Genomic DNA, 24,563 nt, shown 5'->3' on the forward strand with positions numbered 1-24,563 from the left:
TAATACCCTTGCAGGACAGAAAATCCTCACTCATGTGGCATCCCCGCGGAGACGCCGGAGCACGAGAATAAAGGCAAGGGCCCCGAAAAGCTCCGTCATGATCCCGAGTGGCACTTCTCCGGAGGTTAGGCTGCGCGACACGGTATCCGCCAGCAGAACACCGGCGGCTCCCAGCAAGGCACAGACCGGCATCATCCGCCGATGCTCTGCGCCCGCCAGCATTCTGGATATGTGCGGCACCAGAAGCCCGACCCAGCCAATAATACCCGCCATGGAGATCGTCATGGCACAGGCCAGCGTTGCAAGCAGAATGACGAAAGGCCGCATAATCTGAATGGGAACCCCAAGGCTCCGCGCTTCATCGTCTCCGAGAGAAAGTACATCCAGTAAAGGCGCAAGTAAAACCAGTACAGCGACCAGAACAAGCACTGGAACAGTCAGCCAGGAAAGCTCTTTCCATCCCGTCTGGGACAGTGTCCCCAGTAGCCAGTTCACAACAGCGGGCAACTGATCCATCGGATCAGCGGTATATTTCACAAGAGACAGAAGCGCTGTGAAAACGGCATTGGCCACAAGCCCCCCCATCAGCAATGTCAGAAGGCCGCCCTGTGGCAACAGACGCGAAATGGAAATTCCAGACCCCACGGCCACGACACCACCAGCAAACGCACCGATCTGAATCCATGCAGGGGACGCACCCAGAACAATCATGAGTGCCGCCCCAAAGGCAGAGCCACTCAGAACACCTAGAAGATCAGGCGAAACAAGGGGATTCCGAAGGACGGCCTGATAGGTTGCGCCACCGCAGGATAGCGCACTTCCCACCAGAATTCCGGCCACAACCCGCGGCAACCGAACCTGCTGGACCACAGCATCGGCAACAGGATCCTGCCCTCCCCAGAGGTGAAGTAACCGCCCAAGCACCATCACCACACGATGCGGAGACAGCGGGTAACGACCGCAGCACAGGGCCAACACAATGGACAGCACCAGAGCCCCTCCAGCGAGGCTCCGGACGTAAGTCGGACGAATGATAATGAGCCGCCCTTTCACACAACGATCTGCCCCACTCTACTCCGGCTCAGACGCGCTCGGAAACAGGGAGGTTCTTCTTTTCATGCGACAGGATTGCGAACAGCCCCAGAAGAACGAATTCATTTTGGCACCGAGTGACAAAATATTCAATTGCTCCGAATCGTTTTTTCAAGAGTGAACAGACAATGACACGCCGATATAGGACCAATAAAATCCCTATTTTGAAATATGAATATTGACGCATCATCTCGTAAATTTGAGTGAACACCCTCCCCATTTGTGTGACATTGAAACCCGATCCCGATGAAAACTGCACTTTGACCTCGATCAGACCGAATTTTGAGTTATCTCAATCTTCCCTTTCCGGTGCCCGTGCCATATTGAGGGGAACAATCATCCGTCACGTTGTGGACGGCAGTTTTTCAAACAGTGCCGGGACAGTACAAGAATGCTCAAACGGATAGCCGCCAGTATTGTGGGCCTCGGTGCAGTGGGCGGCCTCGGTTTCCTCGCCTATGCGTGGTACCCCGCAATCGCCCCCATTTCCCCTCCCGCTGCGGCCTCTTTTTCCGCAGACGCCATCAAGCGTGGCGAAATCGTTGCCGCCGGTGGATACTGTGCCGAATGTCACACCCGCGTGGATGGCAGCCCCGGCCCCGAGTTGGCCGGTGACTTCAAGATGGCCACCCCATTCGGTGACATCTTCTCTTCCAACATCACGCCTGACCCGGAATGGGGTCTCGGCAACTGGTCTTTGGAAGCCTTCAAACGCGCCATGAACAAGGGCATTGCCCGTGATGGTTCACAGCTTTATCCGGCGTTCCCGTTCGACCACTTCACGAAGGTCAACGATCAGGACGTCTCGGACCTGTATGCGTATCTGATGACGCGTCCGGCCGTACACCTGAAGCCGCGTGACAACACGGTCCCCTTCCCGATCAACATCCGTCTGATTGGTCAGGGTTTCTGGAAGCTCCTGTTCTTTACACCAGGCCGCTACCAGAACGACCCAAAGCATGATGCGCAATGGAACCGCGGGGCCTATCTGGCCGAAGGTAACGCCCATTGCGGTGCCTGCCATACGCCACGTAACCTTCTGGGCGCCGAGAAGCTGAGCCATGCTTATGACGGCGCTGTCATTGATGGCTGGATTGCTCCACCGCTGAATGACCACAACCCAACACCGGTTGTCTGGACGGAAGACGAGTTCTTCCAGTACCTGCGCTTCGGCGTCGCTCCGCTGCATGGTTCTGCTGCTGGCCCGATGTCTCCGGTGCCGCATCGCTTCCTGTCCAAGATTCCGGAAGAAGATGTGCATGCCATTGCTCATTATTATGCAGACGTCGCGAAGGCTGCACAGCGCTCTCAGGGCGATCAGGCTGCCATTGCTCGCGCCATGCAGATGTCCGGCAAGGATCTGACTGGCCCGCAGACACTGGATGCGGATGCGCGCCTGTATCAGGGGGCGTGTGGCGCCTGCCATTACAATTCCGGCCCGATGCCGGTCTCCGGCCGCCCGGAACTGGCTCTGAACAACGCGCTTTGGCTGGATGAGCCGAACAATCTGTTCCAGGTCATGCTGCATGGCATCGGCGCTGCCGAAGGTCAGGACAATATCGCCATGCCAAGCTTCTACACGGCCCTTTCGGACCATGACATGGCCCGTATTGCCGCGTATCTCCGCCGCACCCGCACCACTCTGCCCCCCTGGACGGATCTGGAAAAGAAGGCCGCGGCTGCCCGCGCCACGCTGTCCGCACCGCCCGTTAACGCCTCGCACTGATCCGGGCAGGACAGGGAAAACGAAATATGACCACGAAATTTGAACTCAACGGACAGCCCGTTTCGGTCGATGCACCGGATGATACCCCTCTGCTGTGGGTCTTGCGGGATGAACTGAACCTGACCGGCACCAAGTTTGGCTGCGGCATCGGCGAATGTGGTGCCTGCACCGTGCATGTCGGTGGGCGCGCCACACGGTCCTGCATCACGCCTCTGTCTTCCATCGAAGGCGCCTCGATCACCACGATTGAGGGGCTGGACCCGGAAGGCAATCACGTCGTGCAGGTTGCCTGGCGTGACCAGCAGGTGCCGCAGTGCGGCTACTGCCAGTCCGGCCAGATCATGCAGGCCGCAAGCCTTCTGAAAGATTATCCGAAGCCAACGGATGAAGAGATTGACGGCGTCATGGGCGGCAGTCTCTGCCGTTGCATGACGTATGTCCGCATCCGCAAGGCCATCAAGGAAGCAGCTGCCGCGCAGCAGGGAGGCGCCACCAATGGCTAAGATCGAACAGATCGCCAAGAGATCCGACGCAGGCCGCCTGTCTCGCCGCAGTTTTCTGATGACGGCAGCAGGCGCAGGTCTGATGTTCGGCTTCGCCCGTAAGGCCGAAGCTGCGCAGACCTATCCGTCTGCCATGCCGCCGGAAGCCGCGTTCGAGCCGAACATGTGGTGCGCCATCGCGCCGGATGGCTCCATTAACGTCAATGTCGTCCGTGCCGAGATGGGTCAGCACGTCGGCACCGCCCTCGCCCGCATTATTGCGGACGAAATGGAAGCCGACTGGGATCACATCAAGATTACGGAAGTGGACACCGCTCCGAAATGGGCTGGCAAGTTCGTGACCGGCGGCTCCTGGTCCGTCTGGGATACGTGGGACACATTCCGTCAGGCTGGCGCCGCTGCCCGCACGATCATGCTGGAGGAAGGCGCAAAGCTGCTCGGTACCACGCCGGACAAATGCGTTGCCCGCAACAGCACGGTCACGGCAGGCAGCAAGAGCGTCTCTTATGGCGAGATCGTTTCCAAAGCCAAGCCGACGCGCAGCTTCACGGCTGACGAAATGGCCAAGCTGCCGCTCAAGCCCGCCAGTGAACGCCGCCTGATCAGCAAGCCGGTTCCTGCTCTGGACATTCCAGACAAAACGACTGGCAAGGCCATCTACGGCATCGACGTGAAGCTCGAAGGGATGGTCTATGGCCGCCCGAAGATGCCCCCGACGCGTTACGCCGCGAAGGTGCAGTCCGTCGATGACAGCGAAGCCAAGAAAATCCCCGGCTACATTCGTTATGTTGTTCTGGATGATCCGTCCGGCATCGTTCCAGGCTGGGTTGTGGCGCTGGCCAAGACCTATCCCGCCGCTATCAAAGCTGCGGACGTTCTAAAGGTTCAGTGGAATCCCGGCCCGACGATCAATGTCTCGGAAGCAGACATCATCGAGCATGGCCGCAAGCTGATTGCAGATCAGAGTACTGGCGCTCGCGTCTTCAACGATAAGGGTGTGGACGAGGCATTTGCCCATCCGACACACTCCTTCGAACGCAGCTACACCTGTGCCTCTGTCGCGCATTACCAGCTTGAGCCGGTCAATGCGGTGGCCCGTCATATTGATGGCATGTGGGAAATCCATACCGGCAACCAGTGGCAGTCCCTCGTTCTGCCTCAGCTCTCCAAGGCGCTTCAGGTGCCAGAAGAGCAGGTTGTCATGCGCACTTACCTGCTGGGCGGCGGGTTTGGTCGTCGCCTGAACGGTGACTATTCCATTCCGGCGGCTCTGGCGTCCAAGGCCATTGGTGGTGCACCAGTCAAGCTGATCCTGACACGTTCGGACGATATGGCGTTTGACTCCATTCGTTCTCCCTCTCTTCAGACGATTCGCGTCGCCCTCGATGCAGACCAGAAGAAGATTGTGGCGATGGATTATGCTGCAACAGCAGGCTGGCCCACACTCGTCATGGCACCGGCGTTTCTGGCCAAGGGCGAAGACGGCAAGTCCTACGATCCGTTTGCGATTGCGGGCGCTGATCACTGGTACGAAACCGGGCCAACCCGCGTGCGCGCCATCACGAACGATCTGGCCAACAAGACTTTCCGTCCGGGCTGGCTGCGTTCCGTGTCCGCAGGCTGGACGCCCTGGGCGCTTGAGTCCTTCCTCGACGAACTGGCTCACCAGACGAAGCAGGACCCACTGGCATTCCGCCTGTCCATGTTCACAGCGACAGGACGGAACGAAGGCTCCGCTCCCAATGCTGTAGGCGGCGCCAAGCGTCAGGCCGCAGCCCTTCAGCGCCTTGCCGACAAGATCAACTATGGCAAGACGCAGCTTCCGGCGGATACCGGCATTGGCATCGCGACCAGCTTCGGACAGGAACGCGGTATGCCGACCTGGACGGCCGGAGCGGCACAGGTCCACGTTGATCGCAAGACCGGCGTCATCACCTGTCAGAAGCTCTGGCTGGTTCTGGATGCTGGCACGATCGTTGATCCGGGTGGTGCACTGGCACAGACCGAGGGTGCAGCTCTTTGGGGCCTGAGCATGGCGCTGTTTGAAGGCACCGAGATCGTCAATGGCACGATCAAGGACAGCAACCTCAACACCTACACGCCGGTCCGTCTTCCGGACGTGCCGGACATGGACATCGAGTTCGTCCAGAACACCGAAAAGCCTACGGGCCTTGGTGAACCGGGGGTGACGGTCGTGGCTCCTGCCATCGGCAATGCCGTGTTCAATGCCATTGGTGTGCGTCTGCGCCATCTGCCAATGCGTCCGGCAGATGTGCTGCGTGAACTGAACGGTCACAACAGCTAAAACCCGGCTTCACCGCCGAAAAAAAGAAACGCCGCGCCCCGGACTGGGACGCGGCGTTTTTTATGGCTGCATCAGCCGTTGCGGTAATAGTAGCTGTAGCCGTTCAGGGCCGGTGCGCCGCCCAGATGAACGTACAGAACCTTTGACCCGTCCAGGAAATATCCCTTCTTCGTCAGATCAATCAGGCCCTGCATGGATTTCCCTTCGTAGACAGGATCCGTCATCATGGCTTCCGTGCGCGCAGCCAGCCGAATGGCTTCGTTCGTTTCCTCGGATGGGACCCCGTAAGCAGGATAGGCGTAGTCCTCGAGGATAACGATCTCATCGTCCCGCACTGTCCGACCAAGCTCTACCAGCTCGGCTGTGCGGTCCACGATCTCCCGCACCTGCTCGCGCGTCTGCTCCGGCGTTCCGGAAGCATCAATACCGATGACCCGATCTGCACGATCCTGCGCGGCAAATCCGACGATCATTCCCGCCTGCGTCGAGCCCGTCACGACACAGACGATAATGTAATCGAACGTGAAGCCGAGTTCCTTTTCCTGCTCCGCGACTTCTTCCGCAAAAGCAGCGTAACCAACGCCGCCATATTGATGAACGGATGCACCAGCCGGAATGGCATAGGGCTTGCCGCCAGCATCCTTCACGGACTGGATGGCATCTTCCCAGTTCTGACGGATACCGATGTCAAAACCATCTTCCACAATGCGGGACTCAGCCCCCATGAGGCGAGTCATGAGGATATTGCCGACACGATCATAAACAGCATCATAATGCGGGACCCATTTCTCCTGCACGACGACGCATTTCATACCCAGCTTGGCCGCTGTCGCTGCGACCATGCGCGTATGATTGGATTGCACACCGCCGATGGAGACCAGCGTATCTGCACCAGAGGCCAAAATATCCGGAACAATATATTCCAGCTTGCGGAGCTTGTTGCCGCCCATCGCCATGCCCGAATTGCAATCTTCACGCTTGGCATAGATCTGCACTTTGCCACCCAGGGCTTCGCTCAGACGTGGAAGATGCTCAATAGCCGTTTTTCCAAAAGTCAGCGGATAGCGCTCAAATTTCTCAAGGTTCACAGACAGCCTCCCAAGGTGTTCACACCCGAAAGCAGTAGTGAAATATTCTTCGAAGGTGCTTTCTAATTCAGGCAATAATTTCTGTATTTTAGTCTTAAAATAGAATTTTAATGGATGTTTCTCTTATCTTTTGAGGAAATAATGAAAGATTCCATCACACCAGATCTGGACGCAATCGACCGGAACATTCTTCGCCTTCTGCAAGGCAACGGGCGCATGTCCAATGCCGAACTGGCCGAGCGTGTGAACGTGAGCGCCGCGACATGTCATCGGCGCACCCAGAGATTGTTTCAGGACGGTTATATCCGTGGCGTTCGCGCCGAGATTGATCCCGTCAAAGTCGGGCTGGGAACGATCGCTCTGGTGGGCGTCGTGCTAGACCGATCCACTCCCGAGAGCTTCGCAGAACTGGAAGAGGCTGTGAAAACCATGCCCATGGTGCTGGACTGTCATCTGGTCGCGGGCGATTTCGATTATCTGCTGAAGATCCGTGTGGAAGACATGGCGGATTTCAATCGGCTTCACGCAGAAAAGCTCATTGCCTTTCCGGGAGTGCGACAGGCACGGACGTTTTTTGTCATCAAGGAAGTCAAGGACAGCGGGCCACTCGCGTTCTAGAATTGCGTTCGCATGGAACGCCCTGTTGCCTCTGTGCAATGATTTCCTTTGCGGTATTGTCACGTCCTTGCCTGCCACCAGCTATGGAACCTCTGCCTATGCCCCTTCACCCCACCGTCCCGAAGCCGGAACGTTTTAGAAAAACGCGGAAGGCCCTGCGCCGCACGCTGGCGCTTGGACTGGTCGCTGGCGGCCTGCTGGCAGCCTCCGCGCAGGCGAAAGCTGACCCCCGCCTTGTCATTTTTGACGATGACGGCTTCAGCATCGCCCAGTGGATGATCATCAAGGCTCCCAACGTCCGCGTGCTTGGCATCACGACTGTCACGGGTGACGTCTGGCAGAAAGAAGCGACGAATGACGCACTCCGTGGCGTGGAAGTGGCAGGCCGGGCAGACATTCCCGTTGTTCCGGGCGCCACCTACCCGTTCCTGAACTCGGAAAAGCTGACGGACCGCTGGGAAGCCCTTTACGGAAAGCTGATCTGGAAAGGGGTGTGGATGAAAAAATGGGTCGAAAAGACCGAGCAGCCCCTTCCCTACTATCATGGCCCGGATGTTGTTCCGGACCTGCCATATGGCAATCCGGTCAAGAAGCCGGAAACCGAGCGCGCAGCTGACTTCCTCATTCGGATGGTCCATCAATACCCAGGACAGGTCAGCATCATTGCAACGGGTCCGATGACCAACATCGCACTGGCCCAAACACTTGATCCGGAATTTGCGAGCCTTGCAAAAGAACTCGTCTACATGGGCGGTGGCCTGAACCCGCGCCAGACACGGCCCGGCGTTGTGGCGCATCAATTCGCGCGCGAATTCCTGAACAGCCCCCGTCGTGAATTTAACTTCCGTCTGGACCCGGAAAGCGCAAGTGCAGCTCTCCGCGCACCGTGGAAGCACATCGTGATGGTTCCGGCCGATCCGTCGACAGATACGGAACTGACGCCGGAATTTCTGAAGAAGCTGGAAGCCACAGGCACGTCCATCGGGCATGTCATGAAGTGGCATCTGAGCGGCTTTCCGCTCTGGGATGAAATTGCAGCATCCGTCTGGCTGGACCCAAGCATCATCACGGAAAAGCAGGATCTGTTCGTGGATGTGAACAGCCAGTTTGGCCCCGGCTATGGAGACGTTGTCTCCTGGACTCCGGGCTATGAGCCAGGGCTGGGCGAGCGCAAGAACGAAGTTGTCCTGCGCATCAATGTTCCGAAACTTGAAAAGCAGATCCTTGATCTGATTGGCAGCCCACAGGCTCCTGTCAGCGGACATCCTCTCCCCTGAAACAAAAAAGCCCCGCTGCCATCCGGCCGCGGGGCTTTTTTCACACGGCGGGAAGAGCGACCTGCTCTTTGGGCCAGCGGCGATGAAGCCAGAGCCATGCTCCCGGCCTTTCGCGGATCCACCGTTCCAGCGTCTCGTTCATGGCGATGCAAATTGACCGGATATCCGCATGACGATCGCCCGTTCGTTCAGCCTGAAGCGGGGCTTCACATACCATACGGAACCGACCGTTCCCCAGCCGCACGATATGGACGGGTATGATGGGCAGATTAAAGCGCAAGGCCAATTGCGCCACCGCTGGCGCCGTCATGGCATCCCGTCCCAGAAACGGAATGGCGAGCCCGTCATTCATTTTCTGATCGACCAGAAAACCCAGTGAGCCACCGCTTTGAAGATGCGTTAAGGCCTGCCGGGCCCCCTTGGGTCCTTTAGGAAACATGGTCCCGGTCGGGCCTAGAGCCTTCTGTCGCATTGTCTGCGTCACAAGATCGATGACCGGATTGGACGAGGCCCGATAAAAACCCGCAACTGGCATACCCAGACTAGTTGCGATGGGCAGAATGAGCTCCCAGTTCCCCAGATGCCCTGAGAAAAACAAAGCCTGTGAGCCGTTCTCCTTCAGGGCATCAATATGCTCTTCACCCTCGATCTCCCATCCCGGTCCCATTTCCGTACGGGTAAAGGATGCAAGATGGGGGAGTTCTGTCACGTTCCGCCCCAAGTTCGTCCATACATCCCGGATAATCTGCTGTCGTTCCGGTAGGGATAAATCAGGAAGAGCGAGTTGAAGGTTCCGATCCGCAATGCGGGTTGCCCGGAGCCTCATTCCGACATTCCGCATCAACCAGCCGCCCGCTGTCGAGGCGTATTGCGGCCCCACACTGCGCAGGAGGCCAATGACGCTCCACAGCGCTGCCGATTGCACATGCTGAGACAGACGGGACAGAACAGGAGCGACTGGTGCCATGCGACGATAGTCGCTTTAAAAGAAAGATAATCAATTCTTGTTTTGTATCTAATTAATACCTGAGTTTCTTAATTTATACTTTATTGGTAATTTTTCAGAAATAATAAAACATATTTGAATTTTTTAATAAATAATAATTCCTGATTTTATTTTTAAACTTCCAGATTTATGCCCTGTGGCAAAGGGCATAAATCTCGGGGACGTCGCTGCGCTCCACGTTCAGGATGACATCTCAACCCTATGGTTTCGCGCGAATGTTTCCAGTGCGTCGAGATAAAGCGCCCGCTCGTCGTCCGAAATCCAGGCCGCCTGAAAGGCATTTCGGCTAATCTGTATGAGTTCGTCTTGTGTCAGGTCCGCTGCACTTTGAGCCTTGGCGAAACTCTCCGTCATATACACGCTCTGCATGTAACCCGGGTCGTCGGAGTTGATGGTGATTTTCAGTCCCGCTGCCAGCATGTCCCGAATATCCTGACGGGACCGCCCCGGCCTGATGACATCGTTCGGAGACGGACACAGCGTGAATGTCACGCCCTTGTCCCGAGCCATCGCAATCAGTTCGGGCTTTTCCAGCACATTCAATCCATGATCGAGGCGCTCGCTGCCCAGATCCTGAAGAGCCTGCCGGATATGCTCATGCGTATTCTGCTGATCGAGATCGCAATGCATGGTCAAGTGAAGGCCCAGCGCTCTTGCGCGGGCGAATGTTTTCGCAAATTTGGCTGGCGGATTACCCTTCTCGTCTGAATCCAGCCCCACACCAATGATGCGGCTCCGACCCGGTCTCTCAAAATAAGGGAGAGCCTGGGTAAAGGTCTCGTCGGCAGAGTCCGCACTCATTTCACGTATGAAGCACATGATGAGGTGAGAGCAGATGCCAAAGTCCTTCTCTGCTTCCTCCTGCGCCGCATTAAAGCCCCGGATGACCGTTCCGAACGCTATCCCGCGACGAGTGTGAAGCTGCGGGTCAAAGAACATCTCAGTATAAAGAACATTCTGCTGCGCGACTTTTTCCAGATAATCATAGCAGAGGTCATAAAAATCCTGCTCGGTCTGCAGAAGCTCGACGCCTTCGTAATACAGCGTCAGAAAAGAGGGCAGATCATGGTAGACGTAACCCTGTCGGATTTCTTCCGCAGAGCTGGACCTGAGAGGATGATTATTCCGTTCAGCCAGCTTGATTTTCAAGTCCGCTTCCAGCGTTCCTTCCAGATGAACATGAAGTTCAGCTTTGGGGAGCTTTTCAAGAAATTCCTGCATGCAGACAACGGACATGACCTGCTTTCCTTATCAGTCGTGATAAGCCCGCATCATGCATGTTTGCTGAAAAATTGAAACGATACCGACATGATATCTTTATTTTGAAACGGCATGGCACGTCACAAGTGCTTTGTCGTCCATCTCACTGGAAAAGAACGCGTCGTTTCCTTTGTTCCACCAGACATACTGAGCCGCAGCATATTTGGCGCCATCCGCAGCAATTACGTTTGAAAACACCTGCGTGTGCCCTTCAATTGGCAGGACAGCCAGACTGATGGCATCTGCATTGATATATTGAACGGCAACGCGTTTTTGCGGCAAGCGCGAGAGAAGCTGCGTGGCTGCATCACCGTTTCCCTGACAGGTATAAAGCACTATCTGGCGGTCAACTGTTGTGGGAGAAGCGAGTTTGATCTGAAAACTAGTGGCCTTTGATGCAAAAGCTGGATTTATCCCCAGACAAAGAACAGCCATTAAACCAAACGAATATTTTCTCATCACTTGACCCTTCCCAGCAGATTGAAGCCTTCAGTATTGCCTGAGACATCTCTTTCAGTCAGATTGAGCCGCCATTCTGTCAGCATGATGACAACTGCCCAAACCAAGGACGGACTGTGAGCTGGTTTTACGAAGAACACGGAAGCCGCAAAGGCCCGCTTTCTGAAGATGGTATGCGTGCCCTCATCTCGACCGGCAGTATTGAGCACTCAACTCTATGCTGGACCGAGGCCTTTGGTGCGGAATGGCATCCGGCCGGCAGTTGCGCGTTTTGGCCGCCGCAGCCCGAAGGGGTCCCGCCTGCTCTGCCCCCCAGCAGGGTCTCGAACCGCTGGGCATGGCTGAGTATTCTTGGGCCCTTCGTCAGCAGTATGATCGTCAATGTTCTGGCCTGGTTCGGTAACATCCCTGACCGCCAGTCCAGCATCATCGCCGTTCTTCTCAGCTTTGCGATCATCTTCACCTCCATGCTGACAGATCGCCGCGCCCTGATTGCTGCAGGCTTCCGTCCCGGCTCTGCATTCTGGATCCTGATCCCGCCACTCTATTTCTGGCGGCGTATCCAGTTTGTCGGTAGAGGAATGCTGCTGTTTTTTCTGTCGCTTCTGGTCTTCCTGTTCCAGTTCGTGCCCTCTTTTTCAGAAAGCTGGCACATCATGCACAACCCGAATGGCCTCTCCAGCTACGTCTCCAAACACTACGATCTCTGATCGCGATACTCAGCAGAAACGGCGATAGAACTGCTCTGTCTTTAAGGCCTGCTCTTCCAGAACATGGAAGGACAGGTCCCATGTTCTGCCCGGCTGCTGCCTCAGGCGCACAAGCCCAGCAGCAAGTGCGTCGATACAATCCGGCTTAACCAGACAGTCCGATACATTTTCGAGAATATCCAGAACACCGCCCGCTGCTGTCGCGCAGACCGGTAATCCTGCCGCCATCGCTTCCAGCAGCACCAGCCCGAACGGCTCCCGTCTGGAGGGCAGAACAAATCCGTCAAACGCACAGAACACGTCCGGCACATCTGACCGGTAACCCGCAAAAATGATGCGATCCCTGTACTCTACGCAGACGTTTTCAAGCCGCGCACGTTCTGGACCGTCCCCAATCAGAACAAGATAAGTGTCGGGTGGCAGAACAGCCTGTCTCCAAGCCTGAAGGAGACAATCAAACAGTTTCTCTTCCACCATTCTTCCAACGGCACAAATTACAAAAGCGTCCGGTGGAAGGCGATGCTCCTGCCGGAAGCCTTCCCGAAGCCTGGTACGCTCCAGATGGCAGAGGACGGAAGGAATGGTCCAGTTTGCAATCACTGCGCTCTGGTTCCGAAAGCCTGCCGGCAGGCTGGCCTGTTGCCACCGGGCAATGCAGATCAGGCCGTCATGCTTTCCATAAGTTCGGGCACGATAAGCATTGTGGAGCGTACCGATGACGGGAGTCTCACCCATCAGTCCCAGAATCTTCAAAACTCCTGCCCGGATCGACGCCTTACCCAGATGAGTATGGATGATATCGAAGGTCTCGTTCCATACCAGCGCCGTCAATGTCGGCAGATATCCTGCGCGATAAGCCCTTACGATACGGACTGAGGGTGAAAAGTGATGCGCAATATCTCCGCCTGTTCGAAGATCAGCGGTATGGCGCTCCAGAAGGACCGTCACGTCATGTGTCAGAGCCTGCTGGTTCGCGAGCTCCGCAACGTGACGCTCAGTACCCGCGAATTCCCGCGTTAGAAGACAGTGAAGGATTCTCACTGCCCGTCTCCTTCAGCGAATACTACCGTTTCCGGCCCAGACGCCTTCAATGATAGGGCCTGTCCGCGAAGACATCCGCTGTCGGGGGGGCTGAGGCTGGCAGGCCACAAAATACAGACCGATCACAAACGTCAGCTGAGACAGCGTCATGAGCTGAGACAGAATCCAGCCAATTCCAACCCCGTCTAGGCTGCGGAAAAGCTGATAGATGAGGAATGCCATAGCGATCATCCGCATGCTCAGCATCATGGGGCGAAGGGGATTCAGCATGTTTGGCCGGATCATCGGGATCGTTTTTTTCATGCCCAGAAAGAATGCAAGGTTCATGAACCAGATCAGCGATGTATCCACCACCCCGCCCATCGTTGCGCCAAACAGCACAATCGGCAGAAGCAGCGCTGCGCCGTTCAGCATTAATGAGCCGAGCTGAAAGCTCATGCCCAACTGCACAACGGGAAGAACTGACGGCAGTCTGTTTGCGACGGGCTGAAAGAGCCGGTCAATCAGCCAGTCATCAAAGCGGACGATAAAATTGGAAGCGGTCATAGTAGTTTTGTTCTTAGCGGCCTCTGATTGACCGCGTCACATGATTTTTTATTCATCCTTCAGCAATCCTCCCTCGGTAGACAGCATCCCTGACAGTCGATTTACTGCTTGGCAGAACATTTTACCCGTAGGAAGTTAATAACCTATGCCCGGTTTCTCCCGCCTGACCCGTGTGACACTGCTCGCAGCCTCCATGCTGGCCCCGCCTCTCCTGACGGGCGCACATGCTGCCCCTGCGGTGCCTCAGGCTGCCACGGCAGCACCGGCCTCCGTCACCCGCGCCACCTTGCCCAATGGCCTGCGTGTCGTGATTGTGCGGGATACTCTGGCACCCGTCGTACAGACGATGCTCAATTATGAAGTGGGCTCCGTCAACGCACCCAAGGGTTTTCCGGGAACGGCACACGCCCTTGAACATATGATGTTCAACGGCTCCGAAACACTCTCCCGGGACCAGCTTTCCACCATCAGCGCTCAGCTCGGCAACAATGATAACGCCGATACGACGTCTGACGTCACGCAATACTATTTCAAGGCCCCTGCTGCGGACCTTGATGTCCTTCTGCGGATCGAAGCCGGTCGTATGCGCGGGCTGAACATCACAGAGAAAGAATGGGCCCATGAAAGAGGCGCCATTGAGCAGGAAGTCTCACGCGACCTGTCGAGCCCCATCTACCGCTATCTCTCTCAGGTGCGTGCCGCACTTTACGCAGGCACACCTTACGAGCATGACGCACTCGGGACGCGTCCCTCTTTCGATGCCACGACTGCCCCGCTGCTGAAGCAGTTCTACAACTCCTGGTATGCTCCCAACAACGCCATCCTCGTCATTACGGGCGATGTGGACCCGCAGGACACCCTGAAGAAAGTTCAGGCAGCCTTTGGCAATATTGCAGCGGCTACACTTCCTGCCCGCGCTGCTGTCACACCCACGCCAGCCAAGGCACAGTCCCTGTCGTTGGATACAGATCTACCCATCGGCCTTGTCACCATGGCCTGGCGGATGCCGGGACAGCGTGACCCGAACTATGCTGCCGTAACACTGCTGGCCGATGCCATTGCCAGCCAGCGCAGTGTGCTTTTCGGTCTGGTGCCGGACGGTAAGGCTCTGGACGCCGGGTTCATGTATGACCCGGATGCGCAGGCTGGCCTCGCTGTCGCCTACGCAGGATTCCCCAAGGGAGCCAACCCGGACGACCTCCGCCGGACGCTTGCGTCTCTTATGGATGGCTTTCGCAAAAACGGAATTCCTGCGGATCTGATCGAAGCCGCCCGTCGCAAAGAGATTGCGTCTCTGGAGTTCAATGCGAATAGCATTTCGGAACTCGCAGAGAACTGGTCCCAGGCTGTCGCCATCCAGCATCTTGAAAGCCCGGATGATATGATCGCGGCCTTCCGGAACGTCACAAAGGCACAAGTGGATGAGCTGGCCAAAACGCTCCTTGATCCACAACACGCCATCAGCGCCACCCTGACGCCGAGTGAAAAGGGCAAAGCCATTGGCGGTAAAGGATTTGGTGGCGCAGAGTCTTTCAACACGCCACCATCAGGCAAAGTCAGCCTCCCCGCATGGGCGGAAGAAGCCCTCGCACGGTTGAGCATTCCGGCCGCCGCACCTCTTCCCAAGGCCTATACGCTTTCGAATGGTCTGCACCTTCTGGTCCAGCCCGAGCATGTCAGCCATACCGTCGAGCTGATCGGCTCCATCCGGCAGAATGCATCCCTGCAGCAGCCTGCTGGCAAGGAAGGCGTCGCGGGCCTGACATCTGACATGTTCCTGTATGGCAGCACCTCCCAGGACCGTCTGGCCCTGGCCAGCGCGCTTGATGACATCTCGGCAGACGAAAGCGCTGGCCCTGGTTTCAGTCTCAGCACACTGACCCAGAATTTCAGCAAGGGTCTGTCCCTGCTGGCAGAGCACGAACTGCACCCTGCCTTCCCGGAAAAGGCCTTCCATGTCACGCAGATGGAAGCCATTCAGGCCCGGGCGGGTGAGCTTCAGTCTCCAACCTACCGCTTTGGCCGTGCCACGCGCCGGGCACTCGTCCCTGCAACTGATCCGACCCTTCGCGAGGCCACTCCAGCTACGTTGAGCAAAATTACACTCGCTGACGTCAAAGCCTATTACACCGCCACATATCGCCCGGACCTGACGACGATTGTGGTTGTCGGGGACATCAGCCCTGAAGATGCTCATGAACAGGTTGAAAAGGCTTTTGGCGGCTGGAAGGCTGAAGGCCCTGCCCCTGTCGTTGATCTACCGTCCATTCCTCTCAGCAAGGCCTCTCAGGCTGTCGTCGCAGATCCAGGACGGTCACAGGATGACGTGAAACTCGTGGAGACCATTGGCATGAAGGTCACGGATCCTGATCGTCATGCTCTGGCTGTCGGAAACGAAATTCTTGGGGATGGGTTCTCTTCCCGCCTGATGCAGGATCTGCGCGTTCGCACAGGCTACGTGTACGGGGCAGGAAGTGCCTTCAGTTACTCCCGGACCCGCGGCTCCTTCGGCATCAGCTTCGGTGCGGACCCGGACAAAGTGAACAAGGCGCGCGCCCTTGCAATCAAGGATGTGCAGGATATGCGCAGCCAGCCTGTCTCTCAGGAAAGTCTGGATCTGGCCAAGGCGTCTCTGCTGCGTCGCCAGCCCATGGCACGCGCCAGCTTTGGCGCTCTAGCTGGCAGCTATCTGGATCTGATTGATCTGGGGCTCCCCCTGAATGCGCCAGCAGAAGCAGCTCAGGCGATTTACGACATGACACCTGCGCAGGTGCAGGCCGCGTTCAGCAAGTGGGTTCGCCCAGATGATCTCGCGCAGATCGTCCTTGGCCCACAGCCGAAGTAAACACTCTAACTTCAGGCCGGGATATCATTTTCCGGCCTGATCCCTTCAACGCCAGACCGTCATCAGAACACCACCTGAGACGATCAGCAGTCCACCAATGCAGACAGGCAAGGTCAGGGTCTGACCAAAAGCAAAATACGCCACGACCTGAGCTGCGATAAAAAACAGTGCGACATACACGCCCATCAATCGTCCGAAGTCCCAGTCGGGAAGATTGACGGTTATTCCGTAAATCAGCAGTACAAGCGCACCAGCTGATATAAAGCCCACACGTCCCAGACCGGCTGTATGCAGGCCAGTTCGTACGAGGGCATCACCGCCGACCTCGAGAAATGCAGCAATCAGCAACAACGCCATAAGCCAGATGGTTTGCATTTCCGAATATCCTTACAAAAAAGCCGGGCACAACAGCCCGGCTTTTAATAAAATCACAAATTCCAGTCGCTTTTCAGCCAAGGAAGCCCTCAGCCTGAAGAACCGACAGGGCCTGCTGGATACGGTGCTTGTAAAGATGCTGCTCCATCGTTCTGGCCTGTGCCTTACGGCTCATAGCCAGACGGGCTTCATCGTCTCCGATGTACTTCTCCACAAGCCGCTCAAAATCGATCCGGTTTGAGAAGACCGGAATTTCGTCTGCATTATAATACCGACGAAGCTCATGCGTATCTTCATGAAAGACCTGGAACGCGCCTGCCAGAGCAGCCTCGAACGTCCGGGGACCAGGCGTGGAAGGAGCAATCACAAACCGCTTGTTCTCAAAGTGAAGTGAACGGCCAAGGTTCAACACCAGCTTGGAACGGCGATACAGCTCTACCAGCTGGGATTTTTCAATACGGGCATCCGAAAAGCCAATGCCCAGTTCGCCCCAGCCAGGACCAACAATCTTGATGTTCAGGTTTCGCAGAACCGGAAGCAGATTGCGGACAATGTCCTTACGGCTCGTGAACGCCACACCACAGAACAGAACATCGATCGTCTTTTCGACATTCTCTTCAATTGGCATGTAATGCAGACTCGGGCTTGCAGCCAGCGGCAGGTGGAACACCAGATCACGCTGATAGAAGTTATGGCCCCAGCGATCACAGGAGAAAACGACATCGAAGTCATCGGCGATGCGATAGTTCGCATCCTGTTCATAGGGATCTTCTGTGGCCCAGAAAACCGTGACAGCGCCAATCTTCTTGGCCTCACGGCAGACCTCACCAAAATAGGTGCTTTCCGGCAGATATGACCCGATGGCGAAAACAATCGTTGGCTTCAGGATCTTGATGGACGCTGCTGCCGCAGAAATGTGAACAGCCGTAACGTTCTCTTCGCCAAAGCACTCACCCCATCCATCCATGATCGATTCACGGATCTGGGCATTGGCCTGACTTTCATAGCGGCCGCCACTGCACACCAGAACACGTCCGGTCAGGCCAGACACTTTCCGCTCCGTTTCAGAGGAACGATCTTTCACTTCTGTCGACATAGCCTCACCTGTTTCCTTAAACTTCATGCCCCGGGTGCGTGGCGTCTTCAAGCTATACACGCCTCAAGGATCTTGGACAGATCCTGTCGGAACCGCGCTGGTGCGCAATCCCGCTCCACCGCCTTCAGCGCTTCACTTCTCAGTCGGGCCCAGAGTGTGCTGTCCTGATAAAGACGGGCGACATCAGACGCAAATTCTTTGGCATCATCCGCAGGCGCAGACAGCAATTCAACATCGTCTGTCCAACCCACCTGCCCCGCCAGCAAAGTCGTTACAACCATCGGCACGCCAAATGCGGCAGCTTCCTGCACTTTAAACGGTAAGCCACCGGCAAACCGCGTAGGCGCAACGAAGACGCGGTGCCTGTTGAACAGCGGTGCAAGATCATGCACCGGACCAACAATATCCACACGAGGGTGCCGCGCAAACGCACTCACATCCACCGAGGGATGAATGAAGCCCGCAATCGTGAATCGAACGTCTGACGGCACAAGATCATCCAGTGCAGGGAGAACCTCCCCTACAAACCACTCCAGACTGTCATGATTCGGCGCACCTTCATCATGCAACGCACCGAGGAAAAGAATATCTCGCCGGGCGTCGAATGTGGCCTTCGTCGGACGGGTCCGCATTTCATGTCCCAGAACGGAGACATTTTCGTACCCGGCGCGACGCACCAGATCTGCATCCTGCTCAGTGACCGCAACGATCTGCTGGCAGTAATGAGCGCATTCCAGTTCCCGACGTAGCATCTCATCAAAGCTCAATGCCGGCTTCGGCAGATTGAGCACCTTGATGCGCTCCAGCGTGCGTGGCGTAGAAATCACTTCCGTATCCAGCACCGCACCCGCTGTCGGCAGATAGCGGCTGGCCTCGTTCATGATAGGCAGGAGGCGCGCCATGTTGTGCGTGCGGCCAACCCATACCAGATCGTAATATCCGGCACGCGCCTGAATAAAATCCGGGAAGGTAGAAAGATGCTGATCCGCGATCAGCTCTACCGTCTCCGGGAAATCTCCAAACAGGTCCAGTTCACTCTGGTCCCTTGGAAGGAGGGGAAACACGGTGACCTGATATCCCAGCCCCGCCATAGCCCGCACCACGTCATTGGAACGGACGTACCCTGAACCCAGACGCCTAAGAGGAAGGCGATCTTCAATGAACAGGATATGCTTGCGATCTGAACGACGCTCCCGCGCCTGCACAGCATTTCGAATATGAGCCGGCTGCTGATGCCGTAGAAAATCCTGATGTGCACGCGAAAAAATGCGCAGATTGGCGTGGATCAGCGTCTGAGATCCTACAGAGCCGGAACTGCCGTACTCAAGGTGCTCCACCACGACATTAGGATCATAAACAATCCGCGCGCCCATTTTGAGAATGCGGACACACAGATCCGTATCTTCAAAATAAGCAGGACGGTACCGCAGGTCGTAGCCACCCAATTGAATCAGAATGGACGACCGCACCATCAGAAATGCTGCCGAACAGTAATCTACGTCCCGGACAAAGTTTGCTTCAGGAAGGTTCGGACTGTCTTCCCGGCGATATCCATAAGTTGCGCCATCACGCCAGATGATGGAGCCTGCTTCCTGCAAGCGCATATTCGAACGAATGAGCTTGGCACCAACCGCACCAATGTCATCACTTGAACGCAGACGCTGCAAAGCGTGTGCAACACTGTTTGGATAGAGCCGTAGATCGTTGTTCAGATAAAGAACAAACGGCGCATCGACTTCTGCAAGACCAATATTGCAGCCTTCCAGATATCCAATGTTATATCTGAAGCGCAGGATTTTAGCGCCATGAACCATTTCGTCGAGACGACGTGTCTGATCGTGTGAACCAGAGTCCACGACAATAAGCTGGATGGCCCCGGAGTAATTTGCGCGCAATGACGCCAGAGCCTGCATTGTCAGCGCAATCCGGTCATAGACCACGACAATGACACTGAGTTCCGGAACGCCCACGACGGTGAAATCCAGCGGATGGCGAGCCAATGCCGGCAGAAGCGCTTCTGCTTCGCGCTCGAACACCTGCCTTGACTGGCTTTCTTCAATCTCAGGGGTTTCGACCAGCGAAGCACGCTGCCCCTCACCCATTCTGGCCGCAACCAGATGAGCAAAAGGGCTGTCATAAAGATGGTTCCGCACATCGTTACGGACCTGCGGACGGCTCAGATGAGCGGCGAGATCTACATCGGCTTCAGGCGCACGCCCCTCATGTGCCCCGAACAGCAAAAAATGCTCATAGCCATTGCGGAAAGAGCCCATGTCCAGACAGGCGACCACATCTGGATGAGTGTCTGCATAGAAGCGCTCGGAGAACATTTCCTGCGGATCAAAGAGCCGCGGCGTTTCGTTGGTGAGATAATGATGAAGCGCGCTGCTATAGCGCCCTTCAGCAATATCGCGCCGAACGTCCGGATAGCGCTCCAGATACCAGACCGGATCAAAATACCAGGAGACACGCCCCGCATCCGCGATATCAGACGGGAGGCTGAGCCACGATGCAAACAGGCCAATCCGGCTGTCAAAATAATCAGGATAACGTAAAGCAAGCCGGCGACAGAGTTCATCGTCAAAAAAACGATGCCCGCTGTAATAGCGCGCTTCGCCAACTTCAAGATAATGATCATAGCCGTTGGAGAACCCCTGCTCCTGCAAGGAGCGTCGGGTCAGTTCCGGATAACGGCGAAGATAATCGACTTCGTCAAACAGCCAGTGTGCCGAATGACCATGATAGCCCTCGGCACAATAGTGCTCAAACCCTGACCGGTATTTTTCCTGGATCAGGTCCCGGCGGACATCCGCATAGGTTTCCCGATACCAGATCTCGTCGAAATACCGGTTAGGAGAATGGCCGTAGCGCTGGCCCGTCTCAAGATAAAACGCATGAAGATCCTGATGGCCTTCATCGCGCATCCAGTCCCCAACCTCCGGATAGCGCAGCAGATACCACTGCGCATCAAACTGGCGCCAGCGAGGCTCGCGCGCAGCGGGAGAAGACTCAGGAACCGGATCGGACATGAAAAACTGACCCCCAGGTTCAGGCTATGGCTTTCTCATTCAGAAGCCGCTCCGAACGCTCAGCCTGTTCCGGTGTCAGACCTTCACGGCCTGTCGATACAATCCGTCCACCATCAAACGTCGCGACCAGATCCGTAATATGCGTTCCGAAAACGTCCCCGGTCACATTGATCAGCGCGACCCGATAGACGCCATCCATCGGGCGAGCATAACCCTGCGTCGGGCTTAGTGTACCCGAAAAACCTGCGCAGAGCGGAGCATCACGATGCACGCCTGCCACGTCCTGACGCGCAATACGGTCTGTCGCGAACAACGTCACTTCGTCACGCTCCGTCTGAATCAGGCCAACATAAATTTGCCCTGCGCGAGACAGACTCTTCAGGAAAGCCCAGCCGCGAACATAGATGCTTCCAAAAGGCTCAATCTCTTGAACCGGCTCTCCAATGACGCCCGTGAATTCGTCAATAAAGTTTTCCAGCATGCCACTGCCATACGGATGCAGTTCATTCTTCTGGAAACCAGACAGCTTGATACCGCGAAGCAGTCCATCGCTATGGGAAACACGATTGAAGTCAGAAAGGATCACGTCGTTCGAGGGAGCTGAGCGATGAATCGCGTCAATCTTGCCGCCCTCAACTTCGATCTGAATAGACGTCAGTTGGAAAGCTGCCTGACCGTTGATGACATTGATCAGACCAACACGGAAACGACCTTCACACCATTTTCCACGCAGGGCTGTCTTACCAGAGAACCCTGAACGACGCGGAGATCCGTTGAACATTTCAACAATGTCACCACGAATTTCACGTTCGCATTCAAGGAAAATCAACGGACTGTCTGCGCCTTCTTCAATCAGCACAGTCAGCATACGCCCTGCTGTGCTGACACCTGGAAGCAGGAACCAGCCACGGATATGGAACTCATTGGCGCCCTTGAAATCTTCGTCTTCGTTCGTGGCAAAGACATGATGACAAACGTCGTCAATGTAGCATTCAGCGCCCTGGATGGAGAACCAGTCCGATACGGGAATGGGGAGCTCGACAGAGAGATCGCGCGTGGTCGGCGGGTCAAAAATATGACGTGGCGGAGCCTGATGACGCCATGATGCGTGCGGCAGAAGATGCACCTGCCCTGCATCCAGGCGAAGATCTGCAACACCCATCGGACGACGTGGCACGACATCCTGATAAAGTTTCAGCAAGCCGTCCGCATAGTCACGGGCATGCGTCCAAAGATGCGGGCCAATGTTTGCCATAATCTTTTTACGGACAGGCTCGGAAGAACGCAGAAGTTCGAGACGTTCCAGAACCATGCTTGGGCGATTGATGGGGACCTTGAAACCGTTGACGCCGTCTTCAACACGATCCCCCAGAGCGCCCACATCGGTCACAATGGGGATCAGACCGTTCTGCCAGGCCTCAGACAAGGAAATGCAGTAAGTCTCCGGCCAGATCGACAGGTTGAGCGCGACATCAGCCTTTTTCAGAGCCTCGATGTCACCCATGTCATAACGGCCATAGAGCTTCACATTCGAGCGGCTGCTTGCGTTCAGAACAGCTTCATACTCGGGGTGCACATAACCGAAGATGTGGAAGACAAAATGATCCGGATGAGCGATCTCGATCAGGCTCAGGATCGTATCTGCACCCTTGGTTCTCAGGAAGTTACCGACAATCGCAACGTTCAACGGCGCGTCACCCAACGGAGCATAGCTCTTCGGCTTGACGGGCACAGTGTTCTCAGGGCTCGGGATGCCCGTGATCAGACTGATTTTCTCGTTGAGGATCGGATAGATCTCATGCGTCAGATCACGAGAGTGCTGTGTCCCAAACATGATGGCATCAACAGAGTGAAGCATCTTGGCGACAAAGGCCCGACGCGTCTGTTCACCACCATGATCAACATTCTCAGAAGCCTTCAGCGTGATATCTGCCGACAGGACTGACCGAACCTCATCTTCCACATAACGCAGTTCGTGGTTCAGCAGGTTGTAACGAGCCGAGACCAGCCAGAAGTCATGCGCGGAGAAAACCACGCCCACACCATTGGCTTTGGCGATGATGGGCAATGAAAGTGCGTGATGTCCAAGATGCTGAAAATGGACGATGTCCATGTTGTACTGACTGATTACGCTCGAAAACGCCATTTCTTCAGGCGCATCGCACATCGCGTCCTGCCAGCCCACTTCCGGCACGTCAAAGCGTTCGAGTTCCTGCCCACTCGCAGTCGTCAGACGGCAGAACGTGCCACGACGCAACCAGTAGAAAAACTCAACGTCGCGTCCAAGCAGGGAACAAAGTGCCTGCTGGTAAACTTCAACACCGCCCCACGCCTGCTCATGAATTGTGGAATGCGTGCACATCAGCACCCGCAGACGACGGCGACGCTCGACCGGCACGATGTCGGCGGCTTTGCGGCGGCCAAAATCAGCCCCCGTAATATCACGCATTTTCTCGAGACGATGCTCGTACAGATGATGCGCCAGTACTGACTTCTGGGACGCCTGCGCCGCTTTACGGCGTGTGTTCTTGTTGTTCAGGATACGGGCAACGGCATCCACGACGCCATCAGGATCACGCGCAAGGCTGATTCCTTCGACCGTATCGAAATGCTCGCTGCCCATGCTTTCCGGCGCTTCGACAACCTGTGCCGTACCGCCCAGAGCAAGTTCGAAAAAGCGTGGCCCCGGAGCTGTGGCCTGGCTGACGTCGCCATGACTGGCGTAATCACGGAACATCGTCAAAGTGACAGCGCTGACATTCGCGAAGTCAATAAACGCTTCGTGGCTGATCGGGCGCTGGATCGCAAGAGCTGCAAGATCTGCGGGGAGCGGCGGCAGATATTCGTTACCAGGACAAACAAGCTTCAGCTTGGCATCCGGGAAGGCAGCAATCACGCGTCGCAGGGTTTGGACGCGGTTCGGCCACATCGTGCCAGCAAAAAAGATATCATATTCCAGCTCAGCAGCCGGAAGAACCTTACGCTCATGAATGGAGCGGCTCGCTGCCAGAGGCAGGTAGTGCCCCTTGCCGTGGTAGTATTCGGCGCAGGACGGATCGTTCGTAAAGACGAAATCAAAAAGACCGGCATTTTCAACATTGAAGTCCCGCATGAACGGGTCTTCAAACGTCCAGAGAATCAAGGTCTTGAATGCAGGTCGAACGCGACGGATCAGTGGAAGATTAATCCGCTGCGCGTCCAGGCAGATCAGAACATCATGTTCACCAGAAGCAGCAATACTGCCCAGGGACATATTGTCAGCGACAACAACCTGGTCATTACCAAATAGAGATCGCGCCGCCCGTTCAACCGCCAGCGTAAGGTAGGAATTGGGATTGTGGGTATAATTTGTGTTGTAAATAACCGCCATCAATCTCCTGAGCGCAAAGCGCCCACTCCCATCTCAAACCGACGCAATCAGTCTTCCGGGCAAGAGACCACAAGACCGCTGCCATCACGATACTCAATTCTTACCTGAAGGTTTACAGCAACAAAAGCCCCTGACAAGAAAGAAGATCATTACATCTCAAATACAAAAAAGGGCCGCTTGCGCGGCCCTTTTCTAAAATCATGACAACATAGAGTTA

Annotated in this window: 18 protein-coding genes; 7 read left to right on the forward strand and 11 right to left on the reverse strand. The window is 56.0% G+C overall.

Annotated elements, in window-relative coordinates; translation table 11 throughout:
- Positions 1–30: 30 nt before the first annotated feature.
- Complete coding sequence (locus M2305_RS04485; protein WP_099210907.1) at positions 31–1,053, reverse strand: FecCD family ABC transporter permease; 1,023 nt, start codon at positions 1,051–1,053, stop codon at positions 31–33.
- 430 nt (positions 1,054–1,483) lie between these two features.
- On the opposite strand from M2305_RS04485, the gene M2305_RS04490 reads away from it, so the two are divergent.
- From M2305_RS04490 to M2305_RS04500, 3 genes are read left to right on the forward strand one after another with little or no spacing between them, the layout of a single operon-like run.
- On the forward strand, positions 1,484–2,818 hold the full coding sequence (locus tag M2305_RS04490) for a c-type cytochrome (protein WP_211498799.1): 1,335 nt from the start codon (positions 1,484–1,486) through the stop codon (positions 2,816–2,818).
- A gap of 26 nt (positions 2,819–2,844) precedes the next feature.
- Complete coding sequence (locus M2305_RS04495) at positions 2,845–3,321, forward strand: (2Fe-2S)-binding protein (RefSeq protein WP_046900117.1); 477 nt, start codon at positions 2,845–2,847, stop codon at positions 3,319–3,321.
- Entirely contained in the window at positions 3,314–5,626 is a 2,313-nt protein-coding gene (locus M2305_RS04500; protein WP_264648686.1) for a xanthine dehydrogenase family protein molybdopterin-binding subunit, read from the forward strand. The genes M2305_RS04495 and M2305_RS04500 overlap by 8 nt, the downstream gene beginning before the upstream one ends.
- A gap of 71 nt (positions 5,627–5,697) precedes the next feature.
- Here the strand turns inward: M2305_RS04500 and M2305_RS04505 are convergent, their stop codons facing one another.
- Complete coding sequence (locus tag M2305_RS04505; protein WP_264648687.1) at positions 5,698–6,714, reverse strand: 1-aminocyclopropane-1-carboxylate deaminase; 1,017 nt, start codon at positions 6,712–6,714, stop codon at positions 5,698–5,700.
- Positions 6,715–6,855: 141 nt separating this feature from the next.
- Here M2305_RS04505 and M2305_RS04510 point away from each other — a divergent pair, with 141 nt between their 5' ends.
- Together M2305_RS04510 and M2305_RS04515 are read left to right on the forward strand one after the other, a co-directional pair.
- Complete coding sequence (locus tag M2305_RS04510) at positions 6,856–7,332, forward strand: Lrp/AsnC family transcriptional regulator (protein ID WP_211501855.1); 477 nt, start codon at positions 6,856–6,858, stop codon at positions 7,330–7,332.
- Between the two features lie 98 nt (positions 7,333–7,430).
- On the forward strand, positions 7,431–8,609 hold the full coding sequence (locus tag M2305_RS04515) for a nucleoside hydrolase (RefSeq protein ID WP_264648688.1): 1,179 nt from the start codon (positions 7,431–7,433) through the stop codon (positions 8,607–8,609).
- A 40-nt stretch (positions 8,610–8,649) separates the two neighbouring features.
- Here M2305_RS04515 and M2305_RS04520 read toward each other — a convergent pair whose 3' ends face one another.
- From M2305_RS04520 to M2305_RS04530, 3 genes are all read right to left on the reverse strand, one after another.
- Entirely contained in the window at positions 8,650–9,576 is a 927-nt protein-coding gene (locus tag M2305_RS04520; RefSeq protein ID WP_264648689.1) for a lysophospholipid acyltransferase family protein, read from the reverse strand.
- Positions 9,577–9,795: 219 nt separating this feature from the next.
- Complete coding sequence (gene add, locus M2305_RS04525) at positions 9,796–10,851, reverse strand: adenosine deaminase (protein ID WP_264648690.1); 1,056 nt, start codon at positions 10,849–10,851, stop codon at positions 9,796–9,798.
- A gap of 81 nt (positions 10,852–10,932) precedes the next feature.
- Entirely contained in the window at positions 10,933–11,211 is a 279-nt protein-coding gene (locus M2305_RS04530) for an MliC family protein (protein WP_264648691.1), read from the reverse strand.
- A gap of 239 nt (positions 11,212–11,450) precedes the next feature.
- Between M2305_RS04530 and M2305_RS04535 the strand changes: the two genes are divergently transcribed.
- On the forward strand, positions 11,451–12,044 hold the full coding sequence (locus M2305_RS04535) for a DUF4339 domain-containing protein (protein ID WP_264648692.1): 594 nt from the start codon (positions 11,451–11,453) through the stop codon (positions 12,042–12,044).
- A gap of 9 nt (positions 12,045–12,053) precedes the next feature.
- Here the strand turns inward: M2305_RS04535 and M2305_RS16290 are convergent, their stop codons facing one another.
- On the reverse strand, positions 12,054–13,085 hold the full coding sequence (locus M2305_RS16290; protein ID WP_264648693.1) for a glycosyltransferase: 1,032 nt from the start codon (positions 13,083–13,085) through the stop codon (positions 12,054–12,056).
- A 12-nt stretch (positions 13,086–13,097) separates the two neighbouring features.
- Positions 13,098–13,631: a hypothetical protein gene (locus M2305_RS04545; protein ID WP_046900126.1), complete on the reverse strand. Its 534-nt coding sequence runs from the start codon at positions 13,629–13,631 to the stop codon at positions 13,098–13,100.
- 145 nt (positions 13,632–13,776) lie between these two features.
- Between M2305_RS04545 and M2305_RS04550 the strand changes: the two genes are divergently transcribed.
- A complete protein-coding gene (locus M2305_RS04550) occupies positions 13,777–16,476 on the forward strand; it encodes a M16 family metallopeptidase (RefSeq protein WP_099210923.1) in 2,700 nt (899 codons plus the stop codon).
- A gap of 45 nt (positions 16,477–16,521) precedes the next feature.
- Here M2305_RS04550 and M2305_RS04555 read toward each other — a convergent pair whose 3' ends face one another.
- From M2305_RS04555 to M2305_RS04570, 4 genes are all read right to left on the reverse strand, one after another.
- Entirely contained in the window at positions 16,522–16,851 is a 330-nt protein-coding gene (locus M2305_RS04555; RefSeq protein WP_046900128.1) for a hypothetical protein, read from the reverse strand.
- A 73-nt stretch (positions 16,852–16,924) separates the two neighbouring features.
- The gene (locus M2305_RS04560; protein WP_086633807.1) at positions 16,925–17,947 is read right to left on the reverse strand and encodes a CgeB family protein; all 1,023 of its coding nucleotides are present in this window, start codon (positions 17,945–17,947) and stop codon (positions 16,925–16,927) included.
- Between the two features lie 47 nt (positions 17,948–17,994).
- On the reverse strand, positions 17,995–20,976 hold the full coding sequence (locus M2305_RS04565; protein WP_264648694.1) for a glycosyltransferase: 2,982 nt from the start codon (positions 20,974–20,976) through the stop codon (positions 17,995–17,997).
- Positions 20,977–20,995: 19 nt separating this feature from the next.
- The gene (locus tag M2305_RS04570) at positions 20,996–24,346 is read right to left on the reverse strand and encodes a glycosyltransferase family protein (RefSeq protein WP_264648695.1); all 3,351 of its coding nucleotides are present in this window, start codon (positions 24,344–24,346) and stop codon (positions 20,996–20,998) included.
- Positions 24,347–24,563: the final 217 nt, after the last annotated feature.

The sequence above is a fragment of the Gluconobacter cerinus genome, from assembly GCF_025961355.1.
In the GTDB taxonomy this organism is placed as follows: Bacteria; Pseudomonadota; Alphaproteobacteria; order Acetobacterales; family Acetobacteraceae; genus Gluconobacter; species Gluconobacter cerinus.

Excerpts from the sequence above, each read along its gene's own strand:
- add (WP_264648690.1), bottom strand. The coding sequence starts at position 10,851 with ATGTCCGTTGTCTGCATGCAGGAATTTCTTGAAAAGCTCCCCAAAGCT.
- M2305_RS04565 (WP_264648694.1), bottom strand. The coding sequence starts at position 20,976 with ATGTCCGATCCGGTTCCTGAGTCTTCTCCCGCTGCGCGCGAGCCTCGC.
- M2305_RS04545 (WP_046900126.1), bottom strand. The coding sequence starts at position 13,631 with ATGACCGCTTCCAATTTTATCGTCCGCTTTGATGACTGGCTGATTGAC.
- M2305_RS04510 (WP_211501855.1), top strand. The coding sequence starts at position 6,856 with ATGAAAGATTCCATCACACCAGATCTGGACGCAATCGACCGGAACATT.
- M2305_RS04550 (WP_099210923.1), top strand. The coding sequence starts at position 13,777 with ATGCCCGGTTTCTCCCGCCTGACCCGTGTGACACTGCTCGCAGCCTCC.
- M2305_RS04560 (WP_086633807.1), bottom strand. The coding sequence starts at position 17,947 with ATGTCGACAGAAGTGAAAGATCGTTCCTCTGAAACGGAGCGGAAAGTG.
- M2305_RS04520 (WP_264648689.1), bottom strand. The coding sequence starts at position 9,576 with ATGGCACCAGTCGCTCCTGTTCTGTCCCGTCTGTCTCAGCATGTGCAA.
- M2305_RS04515 (WP_264648688.1), top strand. The coding sequence starts at position 7,431 with ATGCCCCTTCACCCCACCGTCCCGAAGCCGGAACGTTTTAGAAAAACG.
- M2305_RS04555 (WP_046900128.1), bottom strand. The coding sequence starts at position 16,851 with ATGCAAACCATCTGGCTTATGGCGTTGTTGCTGATTGCTGCATTTCTC.
- M2305_RS04500 (WP_264648686.1), top strand. The coding sequence starts at position 3,314 with ATGGCTAAGATCGAACAGATCGCCAAGAGATCCGACGCAGGCCGCCTG.
- M2305_RS04495 (WP_046900117.1), top strand. The coding sequence starts at position 2,845 with ATGACCACGAAATTTGAACTCAACGGACAGCCCGTTTCGGTCGATGCA.
- M2305_RS04570 (WP_264648695.1), bottom strand. The coding sequence starts at position 24,346 with ATGGCGGTTATTTACAACACAAATTATACCCACAATCCCAATTCCTAC.
- M2305_RS04490 (WP_211498799.1), top strand. The coding sequence starts at position 1,484 with ATGCTCAAACGGATAGCCGCCAGTATTGTGGGCCTCGGTGCAGTGGGC.